The organism is Oceanobacillus rekensis, from assembly GCF_002153375.1.
Classification (GTDB): domain Bacteria; phylum Bacillota; class Bacilli; order Bacillales; family Amphibacillaceae; genus Oceanobacillus; species Oceanobacillus rekensis.
Genome location: NZ_MTBQ01000006.1, coordinates 144,185 through 168,546 on the forward strand (window position 1 = coordinate 144,185; position 24,362 = coordinate 168,546).

The window sequence follows — 24,362 nt, forward strand, 5'->3', positions numbered from 1 at the left end:
AGTTTACTTGTAATTATTGGAAATGTAAAGATAAGTTTGATAATTCTTGTGATCCAAAATTAATATGAAATGAAAGCCGCATATCTAACTTTTCACTTCTGCAAGGATACTTTCTTGAATCAGGCGGTTAACTTCCTTAAATTGTTTTTCGTGTAAAAGCTGAACAATTTTACTTCCTACGATTACCCCATCACAATGCTTGCTAAGTGCATGTGCCTGTTCCGAATTGGATACCCCAAAACCGGCTAATACAGGTACATCACTATATTTCTTTAAGTCATCCAGGTAGGAAGTTACATTCGTATCATGTTTTGTCCGGGCACCTGTCGTTCCATTGACGGCAACTGCATATAGGAATCCTTCCGAACGCTTTGCTAGTTCAACTAAACGCTCCTTTGGACTTGTCATTGCAGCAAGCCTGACAAATGCAATATCATGATCACTTAAAGAGGGGGAAATAATGTGTTCTTCCTCCATTGGCAGGTCAGGGATAATAATACCATCAACCCCTGCGTTCGCTGCGTCTTTAGCAAATTTTTCTATCCCATAAACTAAAATGGGATTTAAATAAGTCATGATGACAATTGGAATGGAGCGATTTTCTTTCGTAGATTGCAGAGTCTCTAATACATTTGTTAAGGTTGTTCCATTGTCTAATGCACGTATGCCAGCCTCTTGAATAGTTGGACCATCTGCAACTGGATCTGAGAAGGGGATACCAAGTTCAATTGCTGATGCCCCACAATCCTGTATGAAATTTATTCTCTCTTCCAAAATGTCGAGTCCGCCATCACCAGCCATAATATATGGAGCAAATATATTTTGATTGGATTTGATTTTTTCATGTAACGCTTTTTCTAATTTTGCTTTACCCATTATAATTCTCCTCCAATCCGGTCCTTTACTTGTTCTACATCTTTATCACCGCGCCCTGAAAGACAGATGACGATTGTCTCATCTGGTGACATTTCAGGCGCGAGCTTCATGGCATATGCCACTGCATGGGAACTCTCTAAGGCAGGGATAATTCCTTCTGTTTTTGATAAATATTGAAATGCATCAAGTGCTTCTTCATCAGTGATTGATGTGTATGTGACACGATTTGTCTCGTGTAAATGACTGTGTTCCGGTCCCACTCCAGGATAGTCCAAACCTGCAGAAATGGAGGAGGCTTCTTCAATTTGGCCATGCTCATCCTGCAAGAGATATGTCATTGTCCCGTGTAATACACCGATATCTCCACCTGATAATGTTGCTGCATGCTTATTTGTTTCGATGCCTGCTCCACCAGCTTCTACTCCAAATAATGCTACATCCTTATCTTCAATAAATGGATAAAACATACCCATTGCATTACTTCCACCACCGACGCAGGCTACTACAGCTTCAGGAAGCTTGCCATTCTGTTCCATGATTTGTTTTTTTGTTTCGGAACCAATAACAGATTGCAGATCACGAACGATTTTTGGGAATGGATGTGGTCCGACAACAGATCCGATAATATAATGTGTGTCTTCCACATGATTGACCCAGTATCGTAATGCTTCATTGACCGCATCTTTCAAGGTGCCACTCCCTTGAGAGACACTTCTTACTTCTGCACCTAGTAATTCCATTCGGAACACGTTCAGTTTTTGGCGGCGAATATCCTCTTCACCCATAAACACGATGCATTCAAGGTCGAGCAGGGCACAAACTGTTGCAGTAGCAACACCGTGTTGACCTGCACCAGTTTCTGCAACAACTTTTTTCTTGCCCATCCGAGCTGTTAAGAGTGCTTGGCCGATGGTGTTATTAATCTTATGTGCTCCAGTATGATTAAGGTCTTCGCGTTTTAAATAAACCTTCGCACCACCTAAATTTTTCGTTAGTTGTTCTGCGAAATATAATGGGGTTTCCCGGCCGATATATTGTTTTAAATAGTAGTTTAATTTACTTGTGAAATCTGGGTCTTTCATAGCTGTTTCATATTCTTCTTCTAATTCAAGTACTGCAGGCATTAATAATTCTGGAACAAATCTTCCTCCAAAATCTCCATATTTTCCAGTTTTATCTGGCATCGTGTATGCTGTCATGTGACTTCATCCTTTCGTGTTTGTTTAGCATTGGTAATAAACTGTTTGATTTTATTGACATCCTTTTGTCCGCCTGTTTCCACACCACTTGAAACATCGACAGCTACAGGATTCACTTTTTCAATTCCGTCTTTTACATTTTCCGGTGTCAGTCCCCCGGCGAGAATAACTTTACTGTAATCCAATTGCAGACTATCAAGTAAATTCCAATCAAATACAGTGCCGTTACCACCGCGGCTTTTTTTGCTCGGGGTATCCAATAGGCAGTAATCACAGGGATATTGTTTCAGATTTTCAATTGCTTCTTTTTCTGCTGGGCATGCTTTGATAATTTCATAGGGAAGTTGCTCAGCAACTTCAGCCGGTTCATCTCCATGTAATTGAATAACATCCAGCCCAACAACCTCAGCAATTTGCATCATGTTTTCTATCGTTTCGTTTACAAATACACCGACTTTCTTAACGGATGCTGGGATGTATTGGGATATTGAAGCAGCATCAGCAGGTGAGATTTCTCGCTTACTATGGGCAAAAACAAACCCGATGAAATCAGCCCCGCTTTTTACTGCCGCATGGGCTGCTTCCTTAGATGTTATCCCGCAAATCTTAACGAGCATTGATTTTTTCTCCTTTTATAGGTAAGGGGATCTGCAACTGCCCGAAGGTTTCTTCCACGTTAGCTGATCGCATAAGTGTTTCACCTACAAGGATTGCTGCTGCACCAACATCGGCTACACGCTTTACATCATGATTTGTTTTCATTCCACTTTCACTGATTAGAATGGTTTCAGGATTTGTTACCATGTGTGCAAGTTCCTCCGTTATTTTTAAATCCACTTCAAACGTTTTTAAGTTCCGATTATTGATTCCGATGATTTCTGGATTTACTTCAAGAGCACGCTTCATTTCCTCTTCATTATGAACTTCAACTAGAATTTCCAATTCCAGTGTTCTTGCGTAATTATAGAGCTTCTTAAATTGTTCATCTGATAATGCAGCAACAATAAGCAATATAATGTTGGCCCCAGCAGCCTTAGCATGATCAATTTGAATGGTGTCGATCATAAAATCTTTACATAGAACAGGGATATCCACCGCACAACGGACTGCTTGGAGGTCTTTCATAGAACCGTTAAAAAAAGTTTCGTCTGTAAGTACAGAAATTGCTGCCGCGCCAGATTTTTCATATTGCTTTGCTTGTTCGATCGGGTCGACTTCCATATCGATTGCTCCTTTGGAAGGGGAGGAGCGTTTGATTTCCGCAATAATATTCATATTGGGAGATGAAGCTACCTTGCTTTTAAAAGTGGGAACGGATTTTTGGGACCCCTCTAATAATGGAATGTTGATTAGTCCGATAATTTCTTTTGCCTTTTCTGTTAAAATCTTATCTAGGATTGTCATTTAATACACCTCACTTGGAATTTTACTGCTAAAGTCTACAAGACGTTCTAATCTTTCTAATGCTGCACCTGAAAGAATACTTTCTCGAGCTAGATTGATTCCATCCTTTATGGTAGCTGCTTTGCCATTGGTATATATTCCGAGTCCTGCATTTAATAACACAGTATCAAAATAAGCTCCTTGTTTTCCTTTTAAGACGGACATCAGAATCTCTGCATTTTCCTTTGAATCGCCACCGCGAATCGAATCATTCGAATACACTGGTAAACCAACTTCTTCAGGGTGGAGACTTATGGATTTAAGCTCACCATTTTCAAGAATAATTAAATCGTTAGAGCCTGCTAGGGATGCCTCATCCATGGAACCAGCACCTGTAACAACGACAGCACGACGTCTGTTCAGCTTTTTCAAGGATGCAGCAATCACAGGGAGCAAGTCTTTTCGGTAAACACCTATTAATTGTGTATCAAGTTCAATTGGATTTGTTAGTGGACCAATGGGATTAAAAATCGTAGGCAATCCCAAGTTTTTGCGTACGATTGAAAATGGTTTAAGTGCTTCATGAACATGTGGTGCGAATAGAAAAGCAATCTTATTTTCAATCAACATTTCCTCGACATGTTCTTTTGAAAATGAAAGGGAGACACCTAAATGTTCTAGCACATCGGCACTACCAGTTTTACTTGAAATACTTCGGTTACCATGCTTTGCAACCGTGATTCCAGCACCAGCCATTACAAATGCAGAGGTTGTGCTAATATTGAAACTGTTTGATTGGTCACCACCTGTACCACAGTTATCGATGGCACCCGGTATTGGAATCGTTTGGAATGATGATTTCTCTCGAATGACTTCAACAAGTCCGGTAATCTCATCTGCTGTTTCACCTTTTGCCTGAAGAGCCGTCAGTAATGCGGCAATTTGGGACTCTGTTACTTCATCCGTAAAGCAATAATTTGTTGCAGCCTTCATTTCTTCCACTGTTAAATTTTCACCATTGATTACTTTTTTAAGATACTGTTTCATTTGTAACTATCTCCTTTCCTATCCCGTTTAAGAAATTTTTGATCATTTGTTTTCCAGAGGGGCTACCAATTGATTCTGGGTGAAACTGCATGCCGTAAATTGGATATTCATCATGTTTGATAGCCATGATCTCGTTATCATCAATCGAAACTGCAGCAATTTCCAAATCATTTGGAAACCCTTCATGATCGATTACATATGAATGGTAGCGCATGACTTCTGCAGGAGTTTGCAGATTTTTGAATATCTCAGTTTCGTTATGCGATACAAGTGAAGTTTTGCCATGTTTGATTTGTCTTGCTGGTCTTACTCTACCGCCAAGAGCTACCCCAATTACCTGATGTCCAAGACATACTCCCAATATTGGTATGGATTTATAGAATCTCTGGACAGCTTCGACACAAATGCCAGCTTTGTCTGGTAATCCAGGACCCGGTGAGATAATGATTGCTTCAGGATTTAGTTGTTCGACTTCGGTTATAGTAATTTTGTCGTTTCTGACAACCATCACGTCAACATTGTGTTCGGAAACATATTGAAAGAGGTTATAGGTGAAAGAATCATAGTTATCAATTAATAGGATCAAGTTGCTGCACCTCCATTAAAGATCTGGCCTTATTCAATGTTTCTTGATATTCATTTTCAGGAACCGAATCAAAAACAATTCCAGCACCTGCTTGTATATGGGCAATATTATTTTTTATAATAAGTGAACGTATTGTAAGTGCAATATTTAAATCATGATTAAAATTAATGTAGCCAATCCCTCCACCATATGCACCACGCTTCTTTTCTTCCAGATTATTGATAATCTGCATGGCCCTTATCTTAGGTGCACCAGAGACAGTTCCCGCTGGAAGACAGGTGATCAATGCATCGATACCTGATAAATCGTCCTTCAATTTTCCTTTAACTTCAGAAACGATATGCATCACATGTTGGTATCTCTCCACTTTCATATAGGTTGGAACGGTAATACTATTAATCTCGCATACACGCCCAATATCATTTCTGCTAAGATCAACGAGCATGCGATGTTCAGCGATTTCCTTTTCATCGGAAAGCAGTTCATTCTTAAACTTTTCGTCTTCTGCTGCAGTTCTACCGCGGGGCCGTGTTCCTGCAATCGGATTCGTAACAATTTCTCTCCCAGTAGTCTGAACTAAACTTTCTGGAGATGCCCCAAGAATCAAATAATCCTCAAAGTCAATGTAAAACATATATGGAGAAGGATTCGCCTTTCTTAGCTTTTGATAAAAAGAAAAAGGAAAACTTGGATGTTCATGGATTTTGGCGGTCATCCGCTGGGATAGTACCACCTGAAAAATATCACCCTGTTTGATATATTCCTTAGCAATATTAACTTTCTCTTTAAAGCTTTCTTCTGTTGTTTCCGATTCAAAGTGGATGCTTTTAAAATCAATATCACTCGGATTTTCATTGCTAGTTAGTGATTCTTTCAGCTTCTCTACTCTTGCCTCTAGCATATTTTCAGCTTGATTGTCCGTATTCACAGCAATTAGATAAATGTCGTTATTGGTATGATCAAAAACAATGACATCTTTATAAACCATGAAATGAAGATCAGGCATATCCAATACATCTGGCAATGGGTTACCAATATTCTCAAATTGTTGGATGGAATCATAACCGATATATCCAACCGCACCACCAAAAAAAGGTAATGGTAAATCGATATCTCTCATTGGTAAGTGACTTTTAAGATAAATGAGAGCATTCTCTTTTATTGATTCCGTTTTCTCTGTTTCCAGATTAATAATGGTTGTTTGATCACCATGCCCGATAATTTCCTCATAAGGATTCATTCCTAAAAATGAGAATTTCCCTTTTTGCTCATGTTGAAAGGTACTTTCCAGCAAGAATTTTTTTCTGCCCGAGAAATTTTTAAGAACCTGTATAGGGGTTAAATCGTTTGCAGCCATTTTTGAATAATGGAAGGCTTTATCTGTCTTAGGCATCTTTCACACTCCTCTGTATGTTTTTGAAGAAATAAAAAAAGCCCCCTATAAACACAAAACGTATGTGCTTATAGAGGACGTATGTAACGCGGTGCCACCTCACTTGAAAAGAGTAATCTTTTCATCTTGTTCAGATACGGATTCACTGCATTTAACTTGCATGTAAATCGATATCCTATCCGTATAACGGCGGAAACCCGTATTTTCCTACTAAAGCCAGTAGTGATGGCTAATTAAGAAAACCTCTCGTAAGTCCATTCAACAATTACCCGCGTGCTGGAATTCCACCATCACCAGCTCTCTGCAACGCGTTTAGATATTGTTTACTAATCTTACTTAACGATTTTTGTTATTAAATTTTTATATGATAGCTCTGAGAATACAAAAAGGCCCCTCTATCCGAAAAGGACGAGGGACCGTGGTACCACCTTTATTAGCTGAAAACAGCTCACTTTAGCAATATCAAGCATAATTGCTTGATATTCGTCTCGTATAACGATGAGACCTGTTCGCCAAAGCCTACTGCAAATAATTGATTGGTTCGGTTTGGAAGCTCAGAAGTCCATTCATCTATTGGAATCACACTGGTTTGCACCAATCCACCAGTTCTCTATGGTGTCCCAATAAATTACTACTCTTCATCAACGCTTGAATAATTAATTTATTAAAACTAATATTAAGATAATTGAATTAGAATGTCAAGCGTATTTTATAAAATAATTCAGACTAATTTTTGTGTTTCTTAAAAAAACAGATTAAATAGGTTTCCAATGGGGAAGATAATTTGTAAGGTGAGGTGATAAAATAATGCCTATCGAATTTAATGTAAGATTGGTTATTTCCGCGATTATTTTTATCGTTATTATCATTATTTTAATCAAGTTTCGAGCAGGCACAACGAAATCCAATGCAAAAGATTCATTAGCTATTATGAAGGAAAAGTTGGATCGAGGAGAAATTTCAGAAAAGGATTATGAGGAAGCGAAAAGAAGACGAGGAAAATAAAAATGGTGGCATGGAAAAGGTTTTATCGATCCATGCCATCTAACTATACACTAAGATTTAAAAGTCGTGAATTTATCTTTTACAGAGATTCTTTCATTTGTTGCTGGTTGCTCATCAAAATAGCCAAGATGAAGGAAACCAATGATTTTTTCGTCTTCCTGTATATGAAGTAATTCCTTCACCTTTGGATCGTAATTATGGGGATTTGTTTTCCAGACAACACCAAGTTTTTCCTCCCAGGCAAGCAGCCAGAAGTTCTGGATTAAGGATGCGGTTGCACCATAATTATCTTCCCATTGCTTTGGAACTTCGGGTTCGTCCATAATAACAACAAGTATTGCGTTCGGCTCATTTAAATAATCTTCTCGGTTTTTTTGTCTTTCCTCCGGATACGTAGATGCTATTGTTTTAGCAAAGTCAGCTAGTTGGTCTTCATCAACAAAAAGAAATCTCCATGGCTGCCTCAATCCATGGGTCGGTGCCCAAATTGCATCTTCTAATAATTCAAGAACCTTTTCTTCTGTAACTTTTTTATTATTATATCCCTTTTTGATTGCTCTTCTTTCACGAATGACTCTTGCCAGTTCTGATTTCTGCATGATACACCCCTAGATTATTTATTTTTAACTGAAAATTATTCTCAATTAGATTGTATCGGATTAAACATTTGAATGCAATCACTTGCTATAAATTGTCTGAGATATAAAAACAACTTTACAAGTTTTTTCTTCAGGGATAAAATAAGTACACGACTACGAAGAAAAAGAACCGATGGTACAAAAAGGAGAAAAGAATATGAGAACGTATTATATTTGTGACATTCATGGTGATTACAAATCATTTTTATCATTAATTAATTATGTTCATTTCAACCCGGAAGAGGATCAGCTGATTATTGGTGGAGATATGATTAACCGTGGGCCAGAAAGTGCAGAGATGTTGCAATGGGCCAAAAAGCACCATGATGCATATCCGGATAAAATCCATATACTCATTGGAAATCATGAGGAAATGATGATTTGGTTTATGAATGAGCTTTCCCCAATGTGGATGGAATTCGGTGGAGATGATACGATAAATAGCTTTAAGAAAGTGTTTGGAACTGAAAAGGGATGGGATGCTGCTGAAGAATATGCTTCTTGGCTGGAAAAGTTACCCCTTATTTTTGAGGATGAACATGCCATTTATACGCATGCAGGTGTGAATATTGGAGCAAATCAAGAAAGCCAGCCAAGAGATATTGTTTGGGTTAACCAAAAAGAACTGTTGGAAATTGATGAAAAGCTTCTCAAGACCTGGGCAGGTGGGAAATACATATATCGTGGACATAACCCTTATACAACCGTACATGTTGATGGTCAGTTTATCCAAAGTGATTTAGGTAATGGAACATTTGATGATGATGTAGCTGCACTGGCATTGGTCGATGTTGAAGAGAATCGTTATTATCGATGTACAAAAGATGAAAAAATAACAGAGCATTTAATCAAAGGTTTATAAATTACTTAAAAGCGCAGAAGAAGTATTTCTGTGCTTTTTTTGTTCGAAAATTTCACGTTTTTGTGATGAATATCACAACCAAATAGTTCAAAATGTATATGATTATATATGAGGAGGGTACTTGATGACGTTTTATGAACTACTTGTATTTATTCATATATTGTCAGCAATACTAGGAATGGGTCCTGGTTTTGTAATGATTATAACTGTAAAAAAGGCCAATAATATGACAGAGCTTAGACATGCATACCAAATTCGAAACCGGCTTCATATTTTCACGATGGTATTGGATGAGTCTTGCTTAATTTCTAGGCGCTTTGGCATTCGGTCCATTGGTGTTATCACCACGGTTCAAGCCAATTAAAAGGCTTTTAAAAGAGTATAAAGGTGAAGAAATTCCAGAAAATTATCATATACTATCTCATAAGCTTTTCTTTTTTGAACGAATTGAAAATATAATTTTTCTTATTGTTATTGCGCTTATGATTTTAAAGCCGTTCTAGTTTGCGATTTAGTGTTTGAACTAATTCCATAAAGGTAACTATTGTATATGAGTACGATTTATGCTATATTCATTAAAATTTAGATTAGGAAGAGAGGAATAATTTCGGATATCATTGCAAGAGTTTATTAATGAAATATAATTGACAGGAGAGGAGAGATTTGATGAGAAGAGTGACACTTGAGCAGGTTTTTACACATCCTATTACACAGAAATATTTAGAAAGATCAGGTGTTGCCCATGCAATTGCTGTTGCAGAATATGCTTATTTATTTTCCAAACGGTATGAGGTAAATCCTGACCATGCTGTCAAGGCTGCACTGCTTCATGATATCGGACATTATACATGGTATCGGGATGGTGAATGGGATTATGATCTTTATAAAGAAAATGATATTCATGCAATAAAAGGTGCAAGCAGGGCCCATAAACTGCTTATCCGTATTGGAGAGGACCGTCATGCTGCCAAGGAAATAGCAGTTGCCATTTTGCTCCATACAGACTCCTATCTGCCAAAAGGTGAGTTGAAGTTAAAACCTTTACAGCAAGTTGTAGCACTGGCAGATGAAGCGGATGAGGAAAATGGTGGAAATCATCATTATAAAAAGATAGAGGACCATGTTGCCCTCGAACGTATCCAGGCATTGGATAAACAAATTGATGCAACCTTAACTGAGAAGGCAAGTCAATCGGAGAATATTTAAAGCATGATTCCTTCTTTTACCTCCATTCTTCAGGGAATAGGTTGCATTCATTCTTCCTCATCCGATTTAGACGGTACATCCATTTGGGGGTCTTCCCGACTGAAGTCACTGCGTTTCCCATAGCGTATTAAATCATAGATCACTCTCCCATTGCTTGGCTGCCCATCCGGATAATACATGGGAATTGCGTCAAATAACATAAAGTAAAAGGCGTAAAAAATAAATTGATTCCAGAAAGTTTCATATTCCAGTAAGTCATTTGCCAAAAGTGCATTAATTCCGAGTGCTATAAACAAATTGGAAAGGATAGGAGAAGCATAAATAAATATATGAGCAATTTTTGAATCTCTTTCCAGCGAATCATAATGACACCAGCTGTACATGAAATAAAAACGCCGTACTTCAAACATTCCAAATCGCAGCAGTTTAGGACCTGAGCCAATTGTAATGGTTGCCTTTTTAACACCGAATATTTTTCCGGCAATCAAATACCCCAGTTCCCTAAAAAGCGATACAATAGGCAAAATAATAAACACAGACATTGCTAAAATTAAAAAGTCTACAAAGCCGAACATGGTACCACCACCCTCTATTTTAAGAAATGCACCGGACGTATTATTTCCCCCTCATGTGCATACAGAGTGAATTCCCATTTCCTGAGTAAATTAATCATTAGACAATTTAGCTAATACCCAAATTCTAAAAGGGGAAAGGTTTAGTGACACTTAGAATGATCTTTCAAAAAGCTATAGAATGTAGAAAATCCTGCTCTATATGAACAGGATAATTGTTTGCTATTCGGATACTTTCAGATATTCTTCCAATGTAATGTCTTGGGACATGATTTCACTTGCTGCTTTTTTACCTACAAAGCGAAGATGCCATGGTTCATATTGATATTTAGTAATCTCTTCTTTTCCTTCTGGGAAGCGGATAATAAATCCATATTCCGCAGCATTTCCCTGTATCCATTTTCCTTCTTCCGTCTCACCAAATTCAGTAATCAACTCAAAATTCACTTTCGGACTGGTGACATCCATTGTAAGGCCTGTTTGATGCTCGCTTTCTCCAGGACGGGCACTGAATATATTTGCCTCTTCTTCGCCGTGTTCAAGGGAATTGGAGGCGAAAATCGCATCTTGTCTTTCGTAGGAGCGGAAGCCAGATTGAGCAAATAATTCAAGCCCCGCTCCATCTGCTGCGATAAATAGCTCTTCCAATGCCGTCGCTGCTTCTTTACGCATTTGTTTCTTTGGTAAATCTTCTGTAAATGGGAAACGTACATCTGGAATAACAAGATCCCGAGGCATATAATCAGCCGGAAGGGCATGTTGTTTATTAACGAGTACAAGTTGATCATAAGGATTCGCAATAACTGGTGTACCGGAATCAGTAATGGCGGGTTCCACTTCCTGTGGTAGGCCAGATCCAGCAACGATTTCTATGTTATTCTCAACTGCATCTTTTAATGCTGTTTTTGTTGACTCGTTATAAATACCGGAAGCTAATAGTGAATCTTGCTGTAATTGAAAGTCGGTTACAGCCCATGTGGTTGCATCATCAAATTCCCCATTCTCGGTCAAATCATAGCCAATCTGATTTAAGGTGCTTTGCAATTGCAATACTTGGTCACCTTTATCTTTCTTTTGCAATGATTCTTCCGGAATTGAAATATCCTGCTGGGAGTCGTTTTCTGATACCTGTCCATCTTTTTCGGATTCGGAATTTGCGTTTGAAGGGGGTTCATTGGATTGATCAAACGTTTGATCAAAGGCCGAACATGCTGACATGACAAACAATATCGATATGGTTATACATGCAACTATAGCTTTTTTAAACATAATCATTATCTCCTTGGAAATCTGCTTTATTACAATTTATGATTTTAAAATAATAAAAGAAGTGTATCTACATATCATTTTCTCATATATGAGTATAATCGAACAGTAGTCTGGTAAAATAAAATTCATTCGGAAAGTTGAAAAACTTCTCAAAGAAAGGTTTCTTTGAGAATGATAGAGTAATTTTTTTATATATTATATTGAAACGCGAGAGGGGGAATCTTTTTGTCGTGCAAAATAGGAAGTCAGATCCAACAGAGTTGGATCTGACTTTTGGAAAAGATTATTTTGCCTCAAACAATTTGCAGATTTCAACAATTACATTTGTTGCCTTTTCCATGTTGCTGGCAGATATATATTCATATTTCCCGTGGAAGTTTTCTCCACCTGTAAAAATATTTGGTGTCGGTAACCCCATATAGGAAAGCTGTGAACCGTCCGTTCCCCCACGAATTGGTTCAATTATTGGTTTAATATTTAAGTTCTTCATCGCTTGACTTGTAATGTCTACGATTTCTTTAACAGGCTCGATTTTTTCCCGCATGTTGTAATATTGGTCGGTCATATTTAATTCAACCGCAGAATCACCGTGCTTCTCTTTCATTTCCTGTACGAATTTTTCCATTATAGTTTTTCTTTCTTCAAATTTATTTCTATCATGATCACGGATAATATAGTAAACCATTGTGTTTTCTACATCGCCGTTGATCGAAATAAGATGATAGAAGCCCTCATAGCCCTCTGTTTGTTCTGGTGATTCATCATGTGGGAACTTGTTAATGAATTCAGCTGCTAAAACGCTAGAGTTTACCATTTTGTTTTTGGCTGTACCGGGATGCACGCTATTTCCTTTAAAGGTTACTTTTGCTGCAGCTGCATTAAAACTTTCATATTGTAATTCACCAAGTGGCCCGCCGTCAATTGTATATGCGTATGCAGCATCAAAGCGATCGACGTCAAACTTATGTGGTCCACGCCCAATTTCCTCATCTGGTGTAAAGGCAATCCGGACTTTCCCGTGTTTGATTTCGGGATGTTGAATCAGATAGTTCATGGCAGTCATAATTTCGGCGATTCCTGCTTTGTTATCTGCACCCAGCAATGTTGTTCCATCTGTCGTGATTAATGTATGCCCTTTATAGTTTGGAAGCTCAGGGAAGTCATTTGCAGATAAGACGATATTAAGTTCTTGATTAAGTATTAAATCAAATCCATCGTAATCTTTTACAATTTGTGGGTTAACATTCTTTCCAGTAAAGTCTGTCGCAGTATCTACATGTGCGAGGAATCCAATTGTCGGGACTTCCTTATCCGTATTGGAAGGAAGTGTAGCCATCAAATATCCATTGGCATCAGCCTCTACCTCTTCCATTCCGATATGCTTTAACTCATCTGTTAAAACGTTAATAAGATCCCACTGACCTGGAGTTGAAGGTGTTACATTAGAATCTTCATTTGATTGTGTATCAATTTTAATGTATCTGATAAAACGTTCAATAATTTCTTCTTTCATTATCTGTCACCCTTTTTATCGGTTTTATTTTATTTTACCATAGTATATAACGGAACCCGAAATAATTGGGAAGAGGATTCAGATAATTTTTGTCGAAATTATATTATTAGGAAGGTCCTTTTCGTAAGTTTTATTACTTTTAATTTTCGTTGATATAAACTGTGACGTAACTACTGATTGATATCTCTAAGTATGTGCTTTTCCCGCAGGAGTCACCGCCCAGTGTATTTCTCAAAGCAGATCGCCGAAATTGCTTATCCTACGTCGCAGCAAGTTTATATTCTGTGAAAAAGGCAACAATTTGTTTCGATGGAACGAGCAGTGTGTAGTCCCAAAACTTTTCAGTGGCATATGTAACAGCAGTTCCAATATTTTAAAAACAGCCAAAGGTAAAGACAGGGGTGGGGGAATGATTAGGCAGGCAGTACTTGATGATGCAGGAGAACTTGCTATGCTTATCAAGCAAGTTGAGTCTGAAAGTCCTTATATGCTTTATGAAGTAGGGGAAAGAATAATTTCAGTTGAAAAAAAAATATGAAATAATAAAATCACTTTCAAAATCAGATAATTCCACCATTCTAATTGCAATAAAGGGTGGACGAATGGTTGGTTATCTTTTTGCTGTTGGAGGGAATACAAAGAAAAATAAACATTGTGCATATATAGTGATTGGGATACTACAGGAATATCAAGGGATTGGCATTGGAACATTATTATTTAAAGCATTGGATAATTGGGCTTCTAATCAAAGGATTCGTCGACTAGAATTAACTGTAATGAAGGAAAATCTAGCAGGTGTAAAATTGTATGAGAAGTCAGGGTTTGAAATAGAAGGTGTGAAAAAAAATCGTTATACATGAATGGTAGATTTGTAGATGAATATTATATAAGCAAATTACTGGAGGGTTATAATGACGAATCTAATTAGTGTTAACCGGTTAAAAAATCGGATGGAAAATAATCAAAACAATACTGTGATTATTGATGTAAGATTTCAACTGGACGACCAGGATGCTGGAAGAAAGTTATACCTGAAAGACCATTTGCCTGGAGCTGTTTATATGGACCTTAATAAAGATTTATCAGGCAGAGTAGAGAAGCATGGAGGCGGACATCCACTTCCAGATTTGAAACTGTTTACAGCAAAGATTGGAAATATAGGAATCGATAATCATACAACTGTCGTTATCTATGATCAGGGAAACGAAATGTTTGCTGCCCGGTTATGGTGGCTACTTGAGACGATTGGTCATGAAAAAGTGTATATTCTAGAAGGTGGGTATAATGGTTGGGTGCAGGCAGGAAATGGAGTAACAGATGAACTTACGAGATTGGAAGCAAAGGAATACCATGCTAAAGTCCAAAGTAAAAGAATCGTAGGAATGCTGGAAGTAAAGGAGAAATTGAAAACAAATGCTGCCGTACTAATTGATTCGCGGGCAAGAGAAAGGTACTTAGGAGAATGGGAGCCAATGTACAGCAAGGCAGGCCACATTCCAGGGGCAAGAAATTATTATTGGAAAGATGTGATTTCCGATGGTGGCATATGGAGAAAAGGAGAAGCATTACAAGAGCATTTCTCAAATTTATCCAAAGATGATGAAATCATTGTTTCCTGTGGGTCGGGTGTGTCTGCATGCCCGAATATCCTTGCATTAAAAGCAGCGGGATTTTCTAATGTTAAACTATACCCAGGGAGCTTCAGTGACTGGATCTCATATGAAGAAAATGATGTGGAATTAGAGGAGAATTAAATTGAACAAAGAACGCTGTGATTGGGTTACGTCTGATGAAATATATATAGATTATCATGATAACGAGTGGGGAGTTCCTGTCCATGATGAAAGAGTATTATTCGAAATGCTTTCATTGGAAGGTGCTCAGGCAGGATTGAGCTGGATTACGGTATTAAAACGAAGAGATGGTTATAGAGAAGCATTCGATTATTTCGATCCATATCAGATAATCCATTATAATGAGGATAAAGTAGCAGGTTTACTGCAGAATCCGGGTATTATTAGAAACAAAAGTAAAATAAATTCTGTTATTACGAATGCATTGGCCTTTTTGCGAATCCAGGACGAGTATGGATCCTTTGACAAGTATATATGGGGATTTGTTGGCGGGTCTCCAATTAAAAATGATTGGGATTTGCATGCAGATGTACCAGCAATTACAAAGGAATCGGAGCAAATGAGCAAAGATTTAAAAAAGCGTGGCTTTAAATTTGTTGGTCCAACGATTTGCTATGCATTTATGCAGGCAACAGGTATGGTAAATGATCATACGAAGAAGTGTTATTTATATCATGGAAAAGTACTATAGCTGTCCTTCCTAAGTGTACCGTCTGAAAAAAATAAAAGAGTAAATAGTAAACCAGGAATAATACTACATCTGGTTTACTATTTTTAATTAGTAAATTGAAAAATTGGTATAGTTTAAATTCGTCCAAACACTCGATTTACAACTTCTTCATATTCTTTAAAATAGTTTGGAGCATCAGCAGCATCCAGCCCAACATACATATTTTTAACAACGGATTCGTTATACCATTGCTGCCTGCTTGCCCCCGCATTGAAATTATTCCAAATAGCATCACCATGCTCCTTCAATTCTATTTCAAGACCAAGTAAGTTATCCAGTTTATCAGCTATAATGAGATATTTGATTTCTTTACGGGCAACTTTTATTATATCTATTGTATGTTGCTTACGTTCTAACCAGGATTTTGATTTATCTTCTGTGTGTGCTGCAACGATACGAGCAACTTCCAGGCCAAACTCCTTTTGAATATCTTCTATCTCTACTGGAGTATCTTCTACTACATCGTGCAGATACCCAGCACATACTAATTCATCGCTGAATCCCTCACTTTCCAGTTTTTCAGCAACACGAATTGGATGTGTTATATAAGGCATATTTGAATTTTTCCTTGTTTGTCCTTTATGTGCCTTTGATGCATATTCCTTTGCTTTTTCCTTCAATATTTCTCCCCCTTGTATTCTGACTAGATAACCTAAATATACCATAATGATTATGGAGAGCTCTTTCTTTCATTTCAGTAGCTAAACAAGTAAACTATAAGGTAACGAAATTTTTAATATAGTGGAGGTACCACCTATGGAAAAAGGAATTAACCAACGGAAAACCGAGCATATCCGTCTTTGCTTAACTGGAAATGTGGAAGGTGTAAATAAATCAACTGGTCTTGAAGGAATTAATTTCATACATAATGCATTACCGGAAATCAATTTTGCTGATATTTCACTTGAAACAAGCTTTTTAGATAAGAAACTGAAGGCGCCTTTTCTAGTCAGTTCGATGACTGGTGGTTCAGAACTTGCAACAACGATTAATCAAAACCTTGCCTTAGCTGCTGAAGAAAGAGGCTGGGCACTTGCAATTGGATCGACCCGTGCTTTTCTGGAAAGTGACAAACATAAAGAATCGTTTTTAATTCGTAATCAGGCACCGACTGCTCCATTAATCGTCAATATCGGAGCGGTACAATTCAATTATGGTTATGGACCAGAAGAATGCCAACGGATTATTGAAAAAACAGGTGCAGATTCGATTGTGCTTCATTTAAATAGCTTGCAGGAAGCGGTTCAGGATGGTGGAGACTTAAATTTTGAAAATCTGCTGCCAAAAATAGAAAAAGTCTGTAAAACATTGGATGTCCCCGTTGGAGTTAAAGAGGTTGGCTTTGGTATCGATGGGAAAGTTGCTGAAAAGCTATACAATGCTGGAATTGCCTATATTGACGTTGCTGGAGCGGGTGGAACTTCCTGGAGTCAAGTGGAGAAACTCCGTTCACGTGACCCACTGAAAAAAGCAGCAGCAGAAGCATTTAATAATTGGGGGAACCCTACGAAGGACTGTATTGTTTCCGTTCGCAGCAAACTTCCGGAAGTACCTTTAGTTGCAAGTGGTGGAATGAAAACAGGTGTGGACGCAGCAAAAGCAATTACAATTGGTGCGGACATCATTGGTTATGCTCGTCAGTTACTCAAGTCTGCTACAGAATCAGAGGATTCAGTTGTGCAAATGATGGAACAAATTGAACTTGAAATGAAGATGGCGATGTTTGGTATTGGTGTAAAAAATCTGGAAGAGTTAAGAAGTACAAATCGAGTTAGTGTAATGGGACAGTCTTTAATGGAAGAAAACAGCTAAAGCCAAGAATAGGCTTTAGCTGATTTTTTGTTGTTTTCTAAGAAATATGACTCCAAACTGCTCGCTCCATAAAAAGAACTGTAGTTATTTTCGCAATATATATAATCCCCGAAGTAACTGCTTGTGCTTTTCCCGCCGTCCGGGATTGCTGCGGGCGGATGCGCACCTTAGGGCACGGCCTCAGCCCTCTGAAGAGAAACCCACTCTGCGGGGTCTTCGGACACGTGCATTCCCGCAGGAGTCACCGCCCTCCGTTCACCCGGACTGGTGATGTAGTGTGACGAGGTTTTTTACAATCACTAATGCAGTTAATAGTTTGTAAACATCTAACCAGCTCTTGGAAATACACGGAGACTCCTACGGGACTCACCAGTCGCCTTAGGATGCGCGAATTGTATTTCCCAGAGCGGTCGCCGAAGAATTTTAATTAGTTTGCAGTTTATCTCAACTGTGATGCTAGAAAAAAACAATTCTATTCGATGGGACGAGTAACTGCAGTAACAATAATTACTTGCAGAGTCCTTTTCCTTGATGGAAGTAATTTTCTAAATAGGTTTTTACAACTACTATTAAGGGTACTAATAAACAAAAACAAGGAGCGTAATAAAATGCCGTGGACGCTTGATGATTATCCATCTTCAATGAAAAATTTAAATGAAGTTACGAAAAAGAAAGCTATTGATATTGCAAATGCGATGGTGGATGAAGGTTATAAAGAAGGCCAGGCAATCCCAATAGCTATTGAACAGGCGAAGGAATGGCGGGGAAATGCTGGCAAAGATGAGATTGAGGACTACAGAAGGCATGGTAAACCAACACAGCGGTCAAAGAAAGGAAAGAAGTATGACAGTAACCCAGAGCGTATGGAAGAAGGGGAAGAAGTTGTAACTCATGATGATGGTTGGGCTGTTAAATCAAGTGGGTCAGATCGGGCCAGTGAGGTTTTTGATAATAAAAAGGATGCAATTAACCGTGCCAAGGAAATTGCCAAGAACAAAGGCACTTCATTAACGATATACAAGCAGGATGGATCAGTGGAGGATGAGCAATCATTAGATAATAATAATTAAAGTTATGGCTACTCTAAGGGGTAGTCATTTTTATGTCGCTCCGCTTTTGCTTCATCTAGCTGTGGCTCCTAGAAGCTGCCGTCATAAGCAATGGACACTCCAAGCGCGGAAAATCATGAGCTTTACGGTCCCTTGCTTATGCGTCCGCCCCTAACCAGTCGCCTCCGCTTTTGCTTCATCTATCTGCGCGTGGGCTAGGGACTATGGGCATAGATAAGGGAAATTCCGAGCACGAAAACCATGTGATCTAGGGTCCTTATCTATGCCCTTCATCCCTGGCAAGCCCGCTCCGCTTTTAATTTTGTAGGCAGATAATTTTTAGGAGTTCTTTTCTTGTGCTACAATATTTTCAAGAAATGAGGGGTGTTTTTGATGAAGATTGAAGTTTGGTCGGATTTTGTATGTCCGTTCTGTTATATTGGAAAACGCAGGTTGGAGAATGCTATCGAGCAGTTTCCACATCGTGAAAACATTGAAGTTGTTTATAAAAGTTACCAACTTGATCCGACTGCAAAGCATATACCTGGAAAAGACTTTTATGAAACATTTTCCCAGTTAAAGGGGATGCCTCTTGAACAGGTTAAAGAAATGAATCAGCAGGTTGGCCAACAGGCAGCCGGTGTGGGACTGACATATAATTTCGATGATATGAAATATGCGAATACCTTTGATGCTCACCGAGTAGCAAAGTATGCTGAAAACCAAGATAAAGGAAAAGAAATCACAGAACGATTTCTATATGCCTATTTTACCGAATCTGAACTTATGAGTGACGATGATACATTAATCCGACTCGCTGGAGAAGTAGGTTTAGATAAAGAAGAAGTTGGAAAAGTAGTACATTCCGATAAATATAGAAATCGAGTAAATGAAGATATTGATACTGCGCGTCAGATTGGAGTACAGGGAGTACCTTTCTTTGTATTTAATGAAAAATATGCTGTATCTGGAGCTCAACCACCTGAAGTGTTCTCAGAAGTACTGCTAAAAGTATGGGAAGAAGAAGCAGAAAAACCAGTTTTGCAGTCACTGAATCCAAAGAAATCAGAAACATCCTATTGTACGGATGATGGCTGCGACGTTAATAATGACAAATAAAAAGACATATCGCGAAGAAAAAATTCTCGCGATATGTCTTTTTCATATAAAAAATGCCAGTAAGTTTACTAAATATGTGAATTTTCACTTTATAAATAAATAATATTGAAAAATACGTTTGTTCTTATTGACGATAACTATAATTCTGTTATACTAATAATTAGAAGGCTAATTGATAATGAATATCATTCTTATTTAGAACTATTTAAAGATAATAATGATTATTAATTACGCTGTATTATTCAATTATATAAATTCTTGGGATACAGGAAGGACGCTGATTTTCTTTTTGTTAAGCAACAACTCAGCGCTTATTGTAGAGAAGGGCAGTCTATGAAGATAAGGTATTTAGTTATAGCATTAGTGGTTTTTTCATTTGCATCTGTTTTTATAGGTGTTTCTAATGTATCACCACTGGACTTATTTAATTTAACTGAAGCACAACAACAAGTATTACTCGTAAGTAGAATTCCACGTCTGTTCAGCATCATTATTGCAGGTATGAGTATGAGTATTGTAGGTTTGATTATGCAGCAATTAACTCGGAATAAGTTTGTATCCCCAACTACTGCAGGTACTTTGGATGCTGCAAGGCTTGGAATTCTTGTTTCCATGATGGTTTTCACTGCAGCCAGCCCGTTACAAAAAATGCTTGTATCATTTGTTTTTGCATTGTTGGGTACATTTATCTTTATGAAAATCCTTGAGAAAATTAAATTTAAGGATGCCATATTTATTCCTTTAATTGGTTTGATGTTCGGGAATATTATCGGTTCGATTTCTACTTTTTTTGCATATCAGAATGACCTTATCCAGAATATGTCATCTTGGATGCAAGGTGATTTCTCGATGATTATGAGTGGAAATTATGAATTAATGTTTGTAAGTGTTCCCATCCTGATTTTGGCATATATTTATGCCGATAAATTTACAATTGCGGGTATGGGAGAAGATTTCTCGAAAAACCTTGGTCTTAATTATCGCCAAGTAGTCAATCTTGGATTGATTATCAGTGCATTGGTTACTGCATCAGTAGTGCTATCTGTTGGTGTTATTCCATTTCTTGGGCTGATCATACCAAACATTGTGACGATCTATCAGGGAGACCACTTGAAGAAGTCATTGTTACATACGGCATTGCTAGGTGCAGTATTTGTACTGTTTTGCGATATTATCGGCAGAGTTATTATTTATCCTTATGAAATTCCAATCAGCTTGACCGTTGGGGTTATAGGTAGTGGAATCTTCATCTATCTATTATTAAGGAGAAAAAAATATGGGTTATAAAAAGAAAACAATTATCCTTGCCGTAATCGCATTATTACTAGCATTGTTATACATCTTTTATGATTTAAGCGGAAATATTGACTATATCTTACCAAGAAGAATAATTAAGGTAGTAGCCATTGTCATCACAGGTGGGGCTATCGCGTTTGCAACAGTTGTTTTTATGACAATTACCAATAATAGGATTTTGACACCAAGTGTGCTTGGGTTAGATTCCCTTTATATGCTGATTCAAACCTTTATTATCTTTATTTTCGGTGCTAATTCGCTTGTCATGATGATTAGTGAAATTAATTATCTTATATCAATTGGGGCTATGATCATATTTTCATTATTTTTATATCGTTTTCTATTCAAAGGTGAAAAGAACAATATCTATTTCCTGCTTCTCATTGGGATGATACTTGGTACATTCTTCGGAAGTTTTACAGATTTCATGCAGGTACTTATTGACCCTAACGAATTTATGGTTGCACAGGATCAGATGTTTGCCAGTATCAACAATGTAAATACAGATTTGGTTTATCTATCGATTATTATTATCGCAGCAGTCAAGATCTATTTCTTTCGGTTTTATAAATATTTGGATGTCATAGCGTTGGGGAAAGATGAGGCAATAAACCTAGGTGTTCCATATGATTATGTTGTTAAACGGTTATTGATTATCGTTGCAATATTAATCTCTGTATCAACAGCCCTGATCGGTCCTATTACTTTCCTTGGTCTGTTGGTTGTAAACCTTGCTTATGAATTTATGAAGACCTATCGTCATTTTTATATTATACTTAGCTCTATTTTTATAGGCTTGATTGCTCTGCTGGGTGGTCAATTCATTGTAGAGAAAGTTTTCACATTTGATACAACAATCAGCGTTATTATTAACTTTGTCGGTGGCGTGTACTTTATATATCTTTTGTTAAAGGAGAATAAAAAATGGTAGATTTGAAAAATGTGTTTAAATCATATAATAAAAAGAACGTAATTGAAGATGTCTCCCTTGAAATTACAAAAGGAACTATTACTTCTTTTATCGGTCCAAATGGTGCAGGTAAAAGTACGTTAATCTCCATGATTAGCCGTCTAATAGCAAAAGATAATGGTGCCATTACAATTGATGGCCAGGATATTATGCATACTAAAAATAATGAACTAGCTAAGAAAATTTCTATTTTGAAACAATCCAATGCAATCAATCTGAAATTAACGATCCGTGAACTGGTATCGTTTGGACGTTTTCCTTATTCTCAAGGTAAGTTAAAGAAAGAGGATAACGAGAAAATTGATGAAGCAATTGATTATATGGAACTTCGTGACATACAGGATAAATATTTGGATGAATTAAGTGGCGGCCAACGTCAGCGTGCACATATTGCAATGGTTATCGCTCAGGACACCGAGTATATTTTACTTGATGAGCCGTTGAATAACCTTGATATGCGCCATTCTGTACAGATTATGAAAACATTGCGTAAGCTGGTTAATGAAATGGGTAAAACCATTCTACTTGTTATTCATGATATTAACTTTGCTTCATGCTACTCAGACCAAATCGTAGCCCTGAAAGATGGAAAGATTGTCAAACAGGGACGCACATGTGATGTCATTGATAAATGTGTGCTTAAAGATATCTATGATATGGACATTGACATCAAGGAAATTGATAACAGACGTATTTGCGTTTATTTCTAGTAACGATGTTGTGTGATTATGTAGATAAAAGAATGCTAAGGTTCAACAAAATGAAAGCAAAAAAAAGCCCCTTATAATGGACTGGTTATTTGACCAGCCATTATAGGAGCGATACACAACCCTAGTTTACCTTATTCAAATGATTTGGTAAATGATTATGCTTAAAAAAAACAAATATAAAATCCTGCATGTTTTGAGCGCTCAACATGTGACGGGAAAAAATAAATAGAACAGCCCATTTGCTGAAAATATTGCTGCTCATTTGTTTGAAGAATAGTAGTTCGGAATTTGATGCATAATTATACAACATTCGTTATTTTTAATAATAAATTTTAACAAAAGGGAGTAATCACTATGAAAAAACTTTGGCTAATGCTCACCATGAGTCTATTGGTTTTATTTATTGCTGCTTGTGGATCAGATGATAACAGCGATGAGGGTACAAACGCAGGAGAAGATACAGAGTCAAATGAAACTGTTACAGTGTCCCATGATCTTGGAGAAACAGAAGTTCCTAAGAATCCTGAAAATGTTGTTGTCTTTGATTTTGGTATTTTGGATACATTGGATAAAATCGGTGTTGAAGTTGCAGGGGTTGCCCAATCAGGAACCATTCCGGCTTATTTGGAAAAATATGCAAGTGATGAGTATGAAAATATTGGAAGTCTAAAAGAACCTGACTTTGAAAAAATTTCAGAAATTAACCCGGATGTCATTATCATTTCTGATCGCCAGGCACCTTTATATGATCAGCTTTCAGAAATTGCACCAACTATCCATCTTGGTGTAGATCCTGCCAATTATATGGAAACATTTGAAGAAAATATGTCAGTTGTTGGGGAAATTTACGATGCTCAGGATGAGATTGATGCAGAATTGGCAGCAATTGAAGAATCCATTGCAGCAGTTAACGAAAAGGCAACTACTACAGAGGGAAACGCACTTATTATTTTGGCAAATGATGACAAAATCAGTGCATATGGACCAAGTTCACGTTTTGGGTTAATTCATGATGTGTTCGGTGTCCCGGCAGTTGATGATTCGATTGAAGCGTCAACACATGGGATGAATGTAACATTCGAATATGTGATGGAGCAGGATCCTGACCTACTATATGTAGTAGATAGAAGTGCAGCTGTTGGTGGAGATACTTCTGCAAAACAATTAGTAGAAAATGAACTAGTTGAAAACACAAAAGCATATAAAAATGATAATATTATTTATTTGGATCCGGATTTCTGGTATCTTTCTGGCGGTGGACTAATATCTGTTTCAGAAATGATCAATGAAATTGACGAAAGTTTAGAATAAAGCCAAAAGCAGAAGCGATCGGTTATTACCAAAAGGCAATCAGCACATAAGCTGATTGCCTTTTGCGTTATTATATAAATTATCGGCAAAAGTTAGTAAAAAACCTTTACATTTGTTATTCAATTGTAAATATACTCTCTAAACGTCTACATGACAGTGTGTCGACCTGGAAAGTGGATTCG

26 protein-coding genes, 1 pseudogene and 2 other annotated features are annotated in these 24,362 nt (G+C 37.4%); of the genes and pseudogenes, 15 read left to right on the forward strand and 12 right to left on the reverse strand.

All coding sequences use genetic code 11. The features are described 5' to 3' along the window. Window positions 1-84: 84 nt before the first annotated feature. Genes trpA through trpE form a run of 7 tightly spaced genes read right to left on the reverse strand, consistent with a single transcriptional unit; the run spans window position 85 to window position 6,484 of the window. Entirely contained in the window at window positions 85-876 is a 792-nt protein-coding gene (trpA, locus tag BV906_RS14995) for a tryptophan synthase subunit alpha (RefSeq protein ID WP_087974443.1), read from the reverse strand. Then, window positions 876-2,075, reverse strand: coding sequence for a tryptophan synthase subunit beta (trpB, locus tag BV906_RS15000; RefSeq protein ID WP_087974444.1), 1,200 nt, complete (start codon window positions 2,073-2,075; stop codon window positions 876-878). Before trpB ends, trpA begins: the two co-directional genes overlap by 1 nt. Beyond that, the gene (locus tag BV906_RS15005) at window positions 2,072-2,692 is read right to left on the reverse strand and encodes a phosphoribosylanthranilate isomerase (RefSeq protein ID WP_087974445.1); all 621 of its coding nucleotides are present in this window, start codon (window positions 2,690-2,692) and stop codon (window positions 2,072-2,074) included. Before BV906_RS15005 ends, trpB begins: the two co-directional genes overlap by 4 nt. Further along, window positions 2,682-3,479, reverse strand: a complete 798-nt coding sequence (gene trpC, locus BV906_RS15010; RefSeq protein ID WP_087974446.1) for an indole-3-glycerol phosphate synthase TrpC — start codon at window positions 3,477-3,479, stop codon at window positions 2,682-2,684. The genes BV906_RS15005 and trpC overlap by 11 nt, the downstream gene beginning before the upstream one ends. Then, on the reverse strand, window positions 3,480-4,505 hold the full coding sequence (trpD, locus tag BV906_RS15015; RefSeq protein WP_087974447.1) for an anthranilate phosphoribosyltransferase: 1,026 nt from the start codon (window positions 4,503-4,505) through the stop codon (window positions 3,480-3,482). Further along, a complete protein-coding gene (locus BV906_RS15020) occupies window positions 4,489-5,091 on the reverse strand; it encodes an anthranilate synthase component II (RefSeq protein WP_087974448.1) in 603 nt (200 codons plus the stop codon). Before BV906_RS15020 ends, trpD begins: the two co-directional genes overlap by 17 nt. After that, window positions 5,075-6,484, reverse strand: coding sequence for an anthranilate synthase component I (trpE, locus tag BV906_RS15025; protein WP_087974449.1), 1,410 nt, complete (start codon window positions 6,482-6,484; stop codon window positions 5,075-5,077). Before trpE ends, BV906_RS15020 begins: the two co-directional genes overlap by 17 nt. A gap of 70 nt (window positions 6,485-6,554) precedes the next feature. Then, window positions 6,555-6,833: a binding site (T-box leader), on the reverse strand. A 52-nt stretch (window positions 6,834-6,885) separates the two neighbouring features. Further along, window positions 6,886-7,138: a binding site (T-box leader), on the reverse strand. 153 nt (window positions 7,139-7,291) lie between these two features. Here trpE and BV906_RS15030 point away from each other — a divergent pair. Next, entirely contained in the window at window positions 7,292-7,489 is a 198-nt protein-coding gene (locus BV906_RS15030; RefSeq protein ID WP_087974450.1) for an SHOCT domain-containing protein, read from the forward strand. A 50-nt stretch (window positions 7,490-7,539) separates the two neighbouring features. Here the strand turns inward: BV906_RS15030 and BV906_RS15035 are convergent, their stop codons facing one another. Then, on the reverse strand, window positions 7,540-8,088 hold the full coding sequence (locus tag BV906_RS15035) for a nitroreductase family protein (RefSeq protein WP_087974451.1): 549 nt from the start codon (window positions 8,086-8,088) through the stop codon (window positions 7,540-7,542). A 196-nt stretch (window positions 8,089-8,284) separates the two neighbouring features. Here BV906_RS15035 and BV906_RS15040 point away from each other — a divergent pair, with 196 nt between their 5' ends. From BV906_RS15040 to BV906_RS15050, 3 genes and pseudogenes are all read left to right on the forward strand, one after another. Next, a complete protein-coding gene (locus BV906_RS15040; protein ID WP_176330370.1) occupies window positions 8,285-8,989 on the forward strand; it encodes a metallophosphoesterase in 705 nt (234 codons plus the stop codon). 124 nt (window positions 8,990-9,113) lie between these two features. Further along, window positions 9,114-9,492, forward strand: a pseudogene (locus BV906_RS20285) (DUF2269 family protein). Between the two features lie 163 nt (window positions 9,493-9,655). Continuing rightward, a complete protein-coding gene (locus BV906_RS15050; RefSeq protein ID WP_087974453.1) occupies window positions 9,656-10,195 on the forward strand; it encodes an HD domain-containing protein in 540 nt (179 codons plus the stop codon). A 47-nt stretch (window positions 10,196-10,242) separates the two neighbouring features. On the opposite strand, the gene BV906_RS15055 is transcribed toward BV906_RS15050, so the two are convergent. From BV906_RS15055 to pepT, 3 genes are all read right to left on the reverse strand, one after another. Next, window positions 10,243-10,770, reverse strand: a complete 528-nt coding sequence (locus BV906_RS15055) for a hypothetical protein (protein WP_176330371.1) — start codon at window positions 10,768-10,770, stop codon at window positions 10,243-10,245. Window positions 10,771-10,989: 219 nt separating this feature from the next. Continuing rightward, window positions 10,990-12,036: a D-alanyl-D-alanine carboxypeptidase family protein gene (locus BV906_RS15060; protein ID WP_087974454.1), complete on the reverse strand. Its 1,047-nt coding sequence runs from the start codon at window positions 12,034-12,036 to the stop codon at window positions 10,990-10,992. A 283-nt stretch (window positions 12,037-12,319) separates the two neighbouring features. Continuing rightward, the gene (gene pepT, locus BV906_RS15065; protein ID WP_087974455.1) at window positions 12,320-13,549 is read right to left on the reverse strand and encodes a peptidase T; all 1,230 of its coding nucleotides are present in this window, start codon (window positions 13,547-13,549) and stop codon (window positions 12,320-12,322) included. A gap of 409 nt (window positions 13,550-13,958) precedes the next feature. Here pepT and BV906_RS20155 point away from each other — a divergent pair, with 409 nt between their 5' ends. Genes BV906_RS20155 through BV906_RS15080 form a run of 4 tightly spaced genes read left to right on the forward strand, consistent with a single transcriptional unit; the run spans window position 13,959 to window position 15,874 of the window. After that, window positions 13,959-14,087, forward strand: a complete 129-nt coding sequence (locus BV906_RS20155) for a hypothetical protein (RefSeq protein WP_342744401.1) — start codon at window positions 13,959-13,961, stop codon at window positions 14,085-14,087. Beyond that, complete coding sequence (locus tag BV906_RS15070; RefSeq protein WP_342744402.1) at window positions 14,071-14,409, forward strand: GNAT family N-acetyltransferase; 339 nt, start codon at window positions 14,071-14,073, stop codon at window positions 14,407-14,409. The genes BV906_RS20155 and BV906_RS15070 overlap by 17 nt, the downstream gene beginning before the upstream one ends. A 51-nt stretch (window positions 14,410-14,460) precedes the next feature. Continuing rightward, window positions 14,461-15,303: a sulfurtransferase gene (locus tag BV906_RS15075; RefSeq protein ID WP_087974456.1), complete on the forward strand. Its 843-nt coding sequence runs from the start codon at window positions 14,461-14,463 to the stop codon at window positions 15,301-15,303. A gap of 1 nt (window position 15,304) precedes the next feature. Next, on the forward strand, window positions 15,305-15,874 hold the full coding sequence (locus BV906_RS15080; protein WP_087974457.1) for a DNA-3-methyladenine glycosylase I: 570 nt from the start codon (window positions 15,305-15,307) through the stop codon (window positions 15,872-15,874). A gap of 113 nt (window positions 15,875-15,987) precedes the next feature. On the opposite strand, the gene BV906_RS15085 is transcribed toward BV906_RS15080, so the two are convergent. Then, window positions 15,988-16,533, reverse strand: coding sequence for an HD domain-containing protein (locus BV906_RS15085; RefSeq protein WP_245844196.1), 546 nt, complete (start codon window positions 16,531-16,533; stop codon window positions 15,988-15,990). A gap of 136 nt (window positions 16,534-16,669) precedes the next feature. Between BV906_RS15085 and fni the strand changes: the two genes are divergently transcribed. The 7 genes from fni to BV906_RS15120 all read left to right on the forward strand — a co-directional run bounded on the left by fni (window position 16,670) and on the right by BV906_RS15120 (window position 24,180). Continuing rightward, window positions 16,670-17,725 (forward strand): type 2 isopentenyl-diphosphate Delta-isomerase, encoded by a 1,056-nt coding sequence (gene fni / locus BV906_RS15090; protein ID WP_087974459.1) that lies wholly within the window; start codon window positions 16,670-16,672, stop codon window positions 17,723-17,725. Window positions 17,726-18,333: 608 nt separating this feature from the next. Further along, entirely contained in the window at window positions 18,334-18,795 is a 462-nt protein-coding gene (locus tag BV906_RS15095) for a DUF2188 domain-containing protein (RefSeq protein ID WP_087974460.1), read from the forward strand. A 372-nt stretch (window positions 18,796-19,167) separates the two neighbouring features. Then, window positions 19,168-19,893, forward strand: a complete 726-nt coding sequence (locus tag BV906_RS15100; protein WP_087974461.1) for a DsbA family oxidoreductase — start codon at window positions 19,168-19,170, stop codon at window positions 19,891-19,893. A gap of 333 nt (window positions 19,894-20,226) precedes the next feature. Then, window positions 20,227-21,180 carry an ABC transporter permease gene (locus BV906_RS15105; protein WP_087974462.1) on the forward strand — a complete coding sequence of 318 codons (954 nt, stop codon included), beginning with the start codon at window positions 20,227-20,229 and terminating at the stop codon, window positions 21,178-21,180. Beyond that, window positions 21,170-22,120, forward strand: a complete 951-nt coding sequence (locus BV906_RS15110) for an iron chelate uptake ABC transporter family permease subunit (protein WP_087974463.1) — start codon at window positions 21,170-21,172, stop codon at window positions 22,118-22,120. Before BV906_RS15105 ends, BV906_RS15110 begins: the two co-directional genes overlap by 11 nt. Then, window positions 22,114-22,869, forward strand: a complete 756-nt coding sequence (locus BV906_RS15115) for an iron ABC transporter ATP-binding protein (protein WP_087974464.1) — start codon at window positions 22,114-22,116, stop codon at window positions 22,867-22,869. Before BV906_RS15110 ends, BV906_RS15115 begins: the two co-directional genes overlap by 7 nt. Window positions 22,870-23,223: 354 nt before the next feature. Beyond that, entirely contained in the window at window positions 23,224-24,180 is a 957-nt protein-coding gene (locus BV906_RS15120; protein ID WP_087974465.1) for a siderophore ABC transporter substrate-binding protein, read from the forward strand. The last annotated feature ends 182 nt before the right edge of the window (window positions 24,181-24,362 follow it).

Coding starts and splice junctions, on each gene's coding strand:
- BV906_RS15030 (WP_087974450.1), top strand. CDS start 7,292: ATGCCTATCGAATTTAATGTAAGATTGGTTATTTCCGCGATTATTTTT.
- BV906_RS15110 (WP_087974463.1), top strand. CDS start 21,170: ATGGGTTATAAAAAGAAAACAATTATCCTTGCCGTAATCGCATTATTA.
- BV906_RS15095 (WP_087974460.1), top strand. CDS start 18,334: ATGCCGTGGACGCTTGATGATTATCCATCTTCAATGAAAAATTTAAAT.
- pepT (WP_087974455.1), bottom strand. CDS start 13,549: ATGAAAGAAGAAATTATTGAACGTTTTATCAGATACATTAAAATTGAT.
- BV906_RS20155 (WP_342744401.1), top strand. CDS start 13,959: ATGATTAGGCAGGCAGTACTTGATGATGCAGGAGAACTTGCTATGCTT.
- BV906_RS15055 (WP_176330371.1), bottom strand. CDS start 10,770: ATGTTCGGCTTTGTAGACTTTTTAATTTTAGCAATGTCTGTGTTTATT.
- trpE (WP_087974449.1), bottom strand. CDS start 6,484: ATGCCTAAGACAGATAAAGCCTTCCATTATTCAAAAATGGCTGCAAAC.
- trpB (WP_087974444.1), bottom strand. CDS start 2,075: ATGACAGCATACACGATGCCAGATAAAACTGGAAAATATGGAGATTTT.
- BV906_RS15100 (WP_087974461.1), top strand. CDS start 19,168: ATGAAGATTGAAGTTTGGTCGGATTTTGTATGTCCGTTCTGTTATATT.
- trpD (WP_087974447.1), bottom strand. CDS start 4,505: ATGAAACAGTATCTTAAAAAAGTAATCAATGGTGAAAATTTAACAGTG.
- BV906_RS15005 (WP_087974445.1), bottom strand. CDS start 2,692: ATGCTCGTTAAGATTTGCGGGATAACATCTAAGGAAGCAGCCCATGCG.
- trpC (WP_087974446.1), bottom strand. CDS start 3,479: ATGACAATCCTAGATAAGATTTTAACAGAAAAGGCAAAAGAAATTATC.
- BV906_RS15120 (WP_087974465.1), top strand. CDS start 23,224: ATGAAAAAACTTTGGCTAATGCTCACCATGAGTCTATTGGTTTTATTT.
- BV906_RS15035 (WP_087974451.1), bottom strand. CDS start 8,088: ATGCAGAAATCAGAACTGGCAAGAGTCATTCGTGAAAGAAGAGCAATC.
- BV906_RS15075 (WP_087974456.1), top strand. CDS start 14,461: ATGACGAATCTAATTAGTGTTAACCGGTTAAAAAATCGGATGGAAAAT.
- fni (WP_087974459.1), top strand. CDS start 16,670: ATGGAAAAAGGAATTAACCAACGGAAAACCGAGCATATCCGTCTTTGC.
- BV906_RS15040 (WP_176330370.1), top strand. CDS start 8,285: ATGAGAACGTATTATATTTGTGACATTCATGGTGATTACAAATCATTT.
- BV906_RS15050 (WP_087974453.1), top strand. CDS start 9,656: ATGAGAAGAGTGACACTTGAGCAGGTTTTTACACATCCTATTACACAG.
- BV906_RS15105 (WP_087974462.1), top strand. CDS start 20,227: ATGAAGATAAGGTATTTAGTTATAGCATTAGTGGTTTTTTCATTTGCA.
- BV906_RS15115 (WP_087974464.1), top strand. CDS start 22,114: ATGGTAGATTTGAAAAATGTGTTTAAATCATATAATAAAAAGAACGTA.
- trpA (WP_087974443.1), bottom strand. CDS start 876: ATGGGTAAAGCAAAATTAGAAAAAGCGTTACATGAAAAAATCAAATCC.
- BV906_RS15060 (WP_087974454.1), bottom strand. CDS start 12,036: ATGTTTAAAAAAGCTATAGTTGCATGTATAACCATATCGATATTGTTT.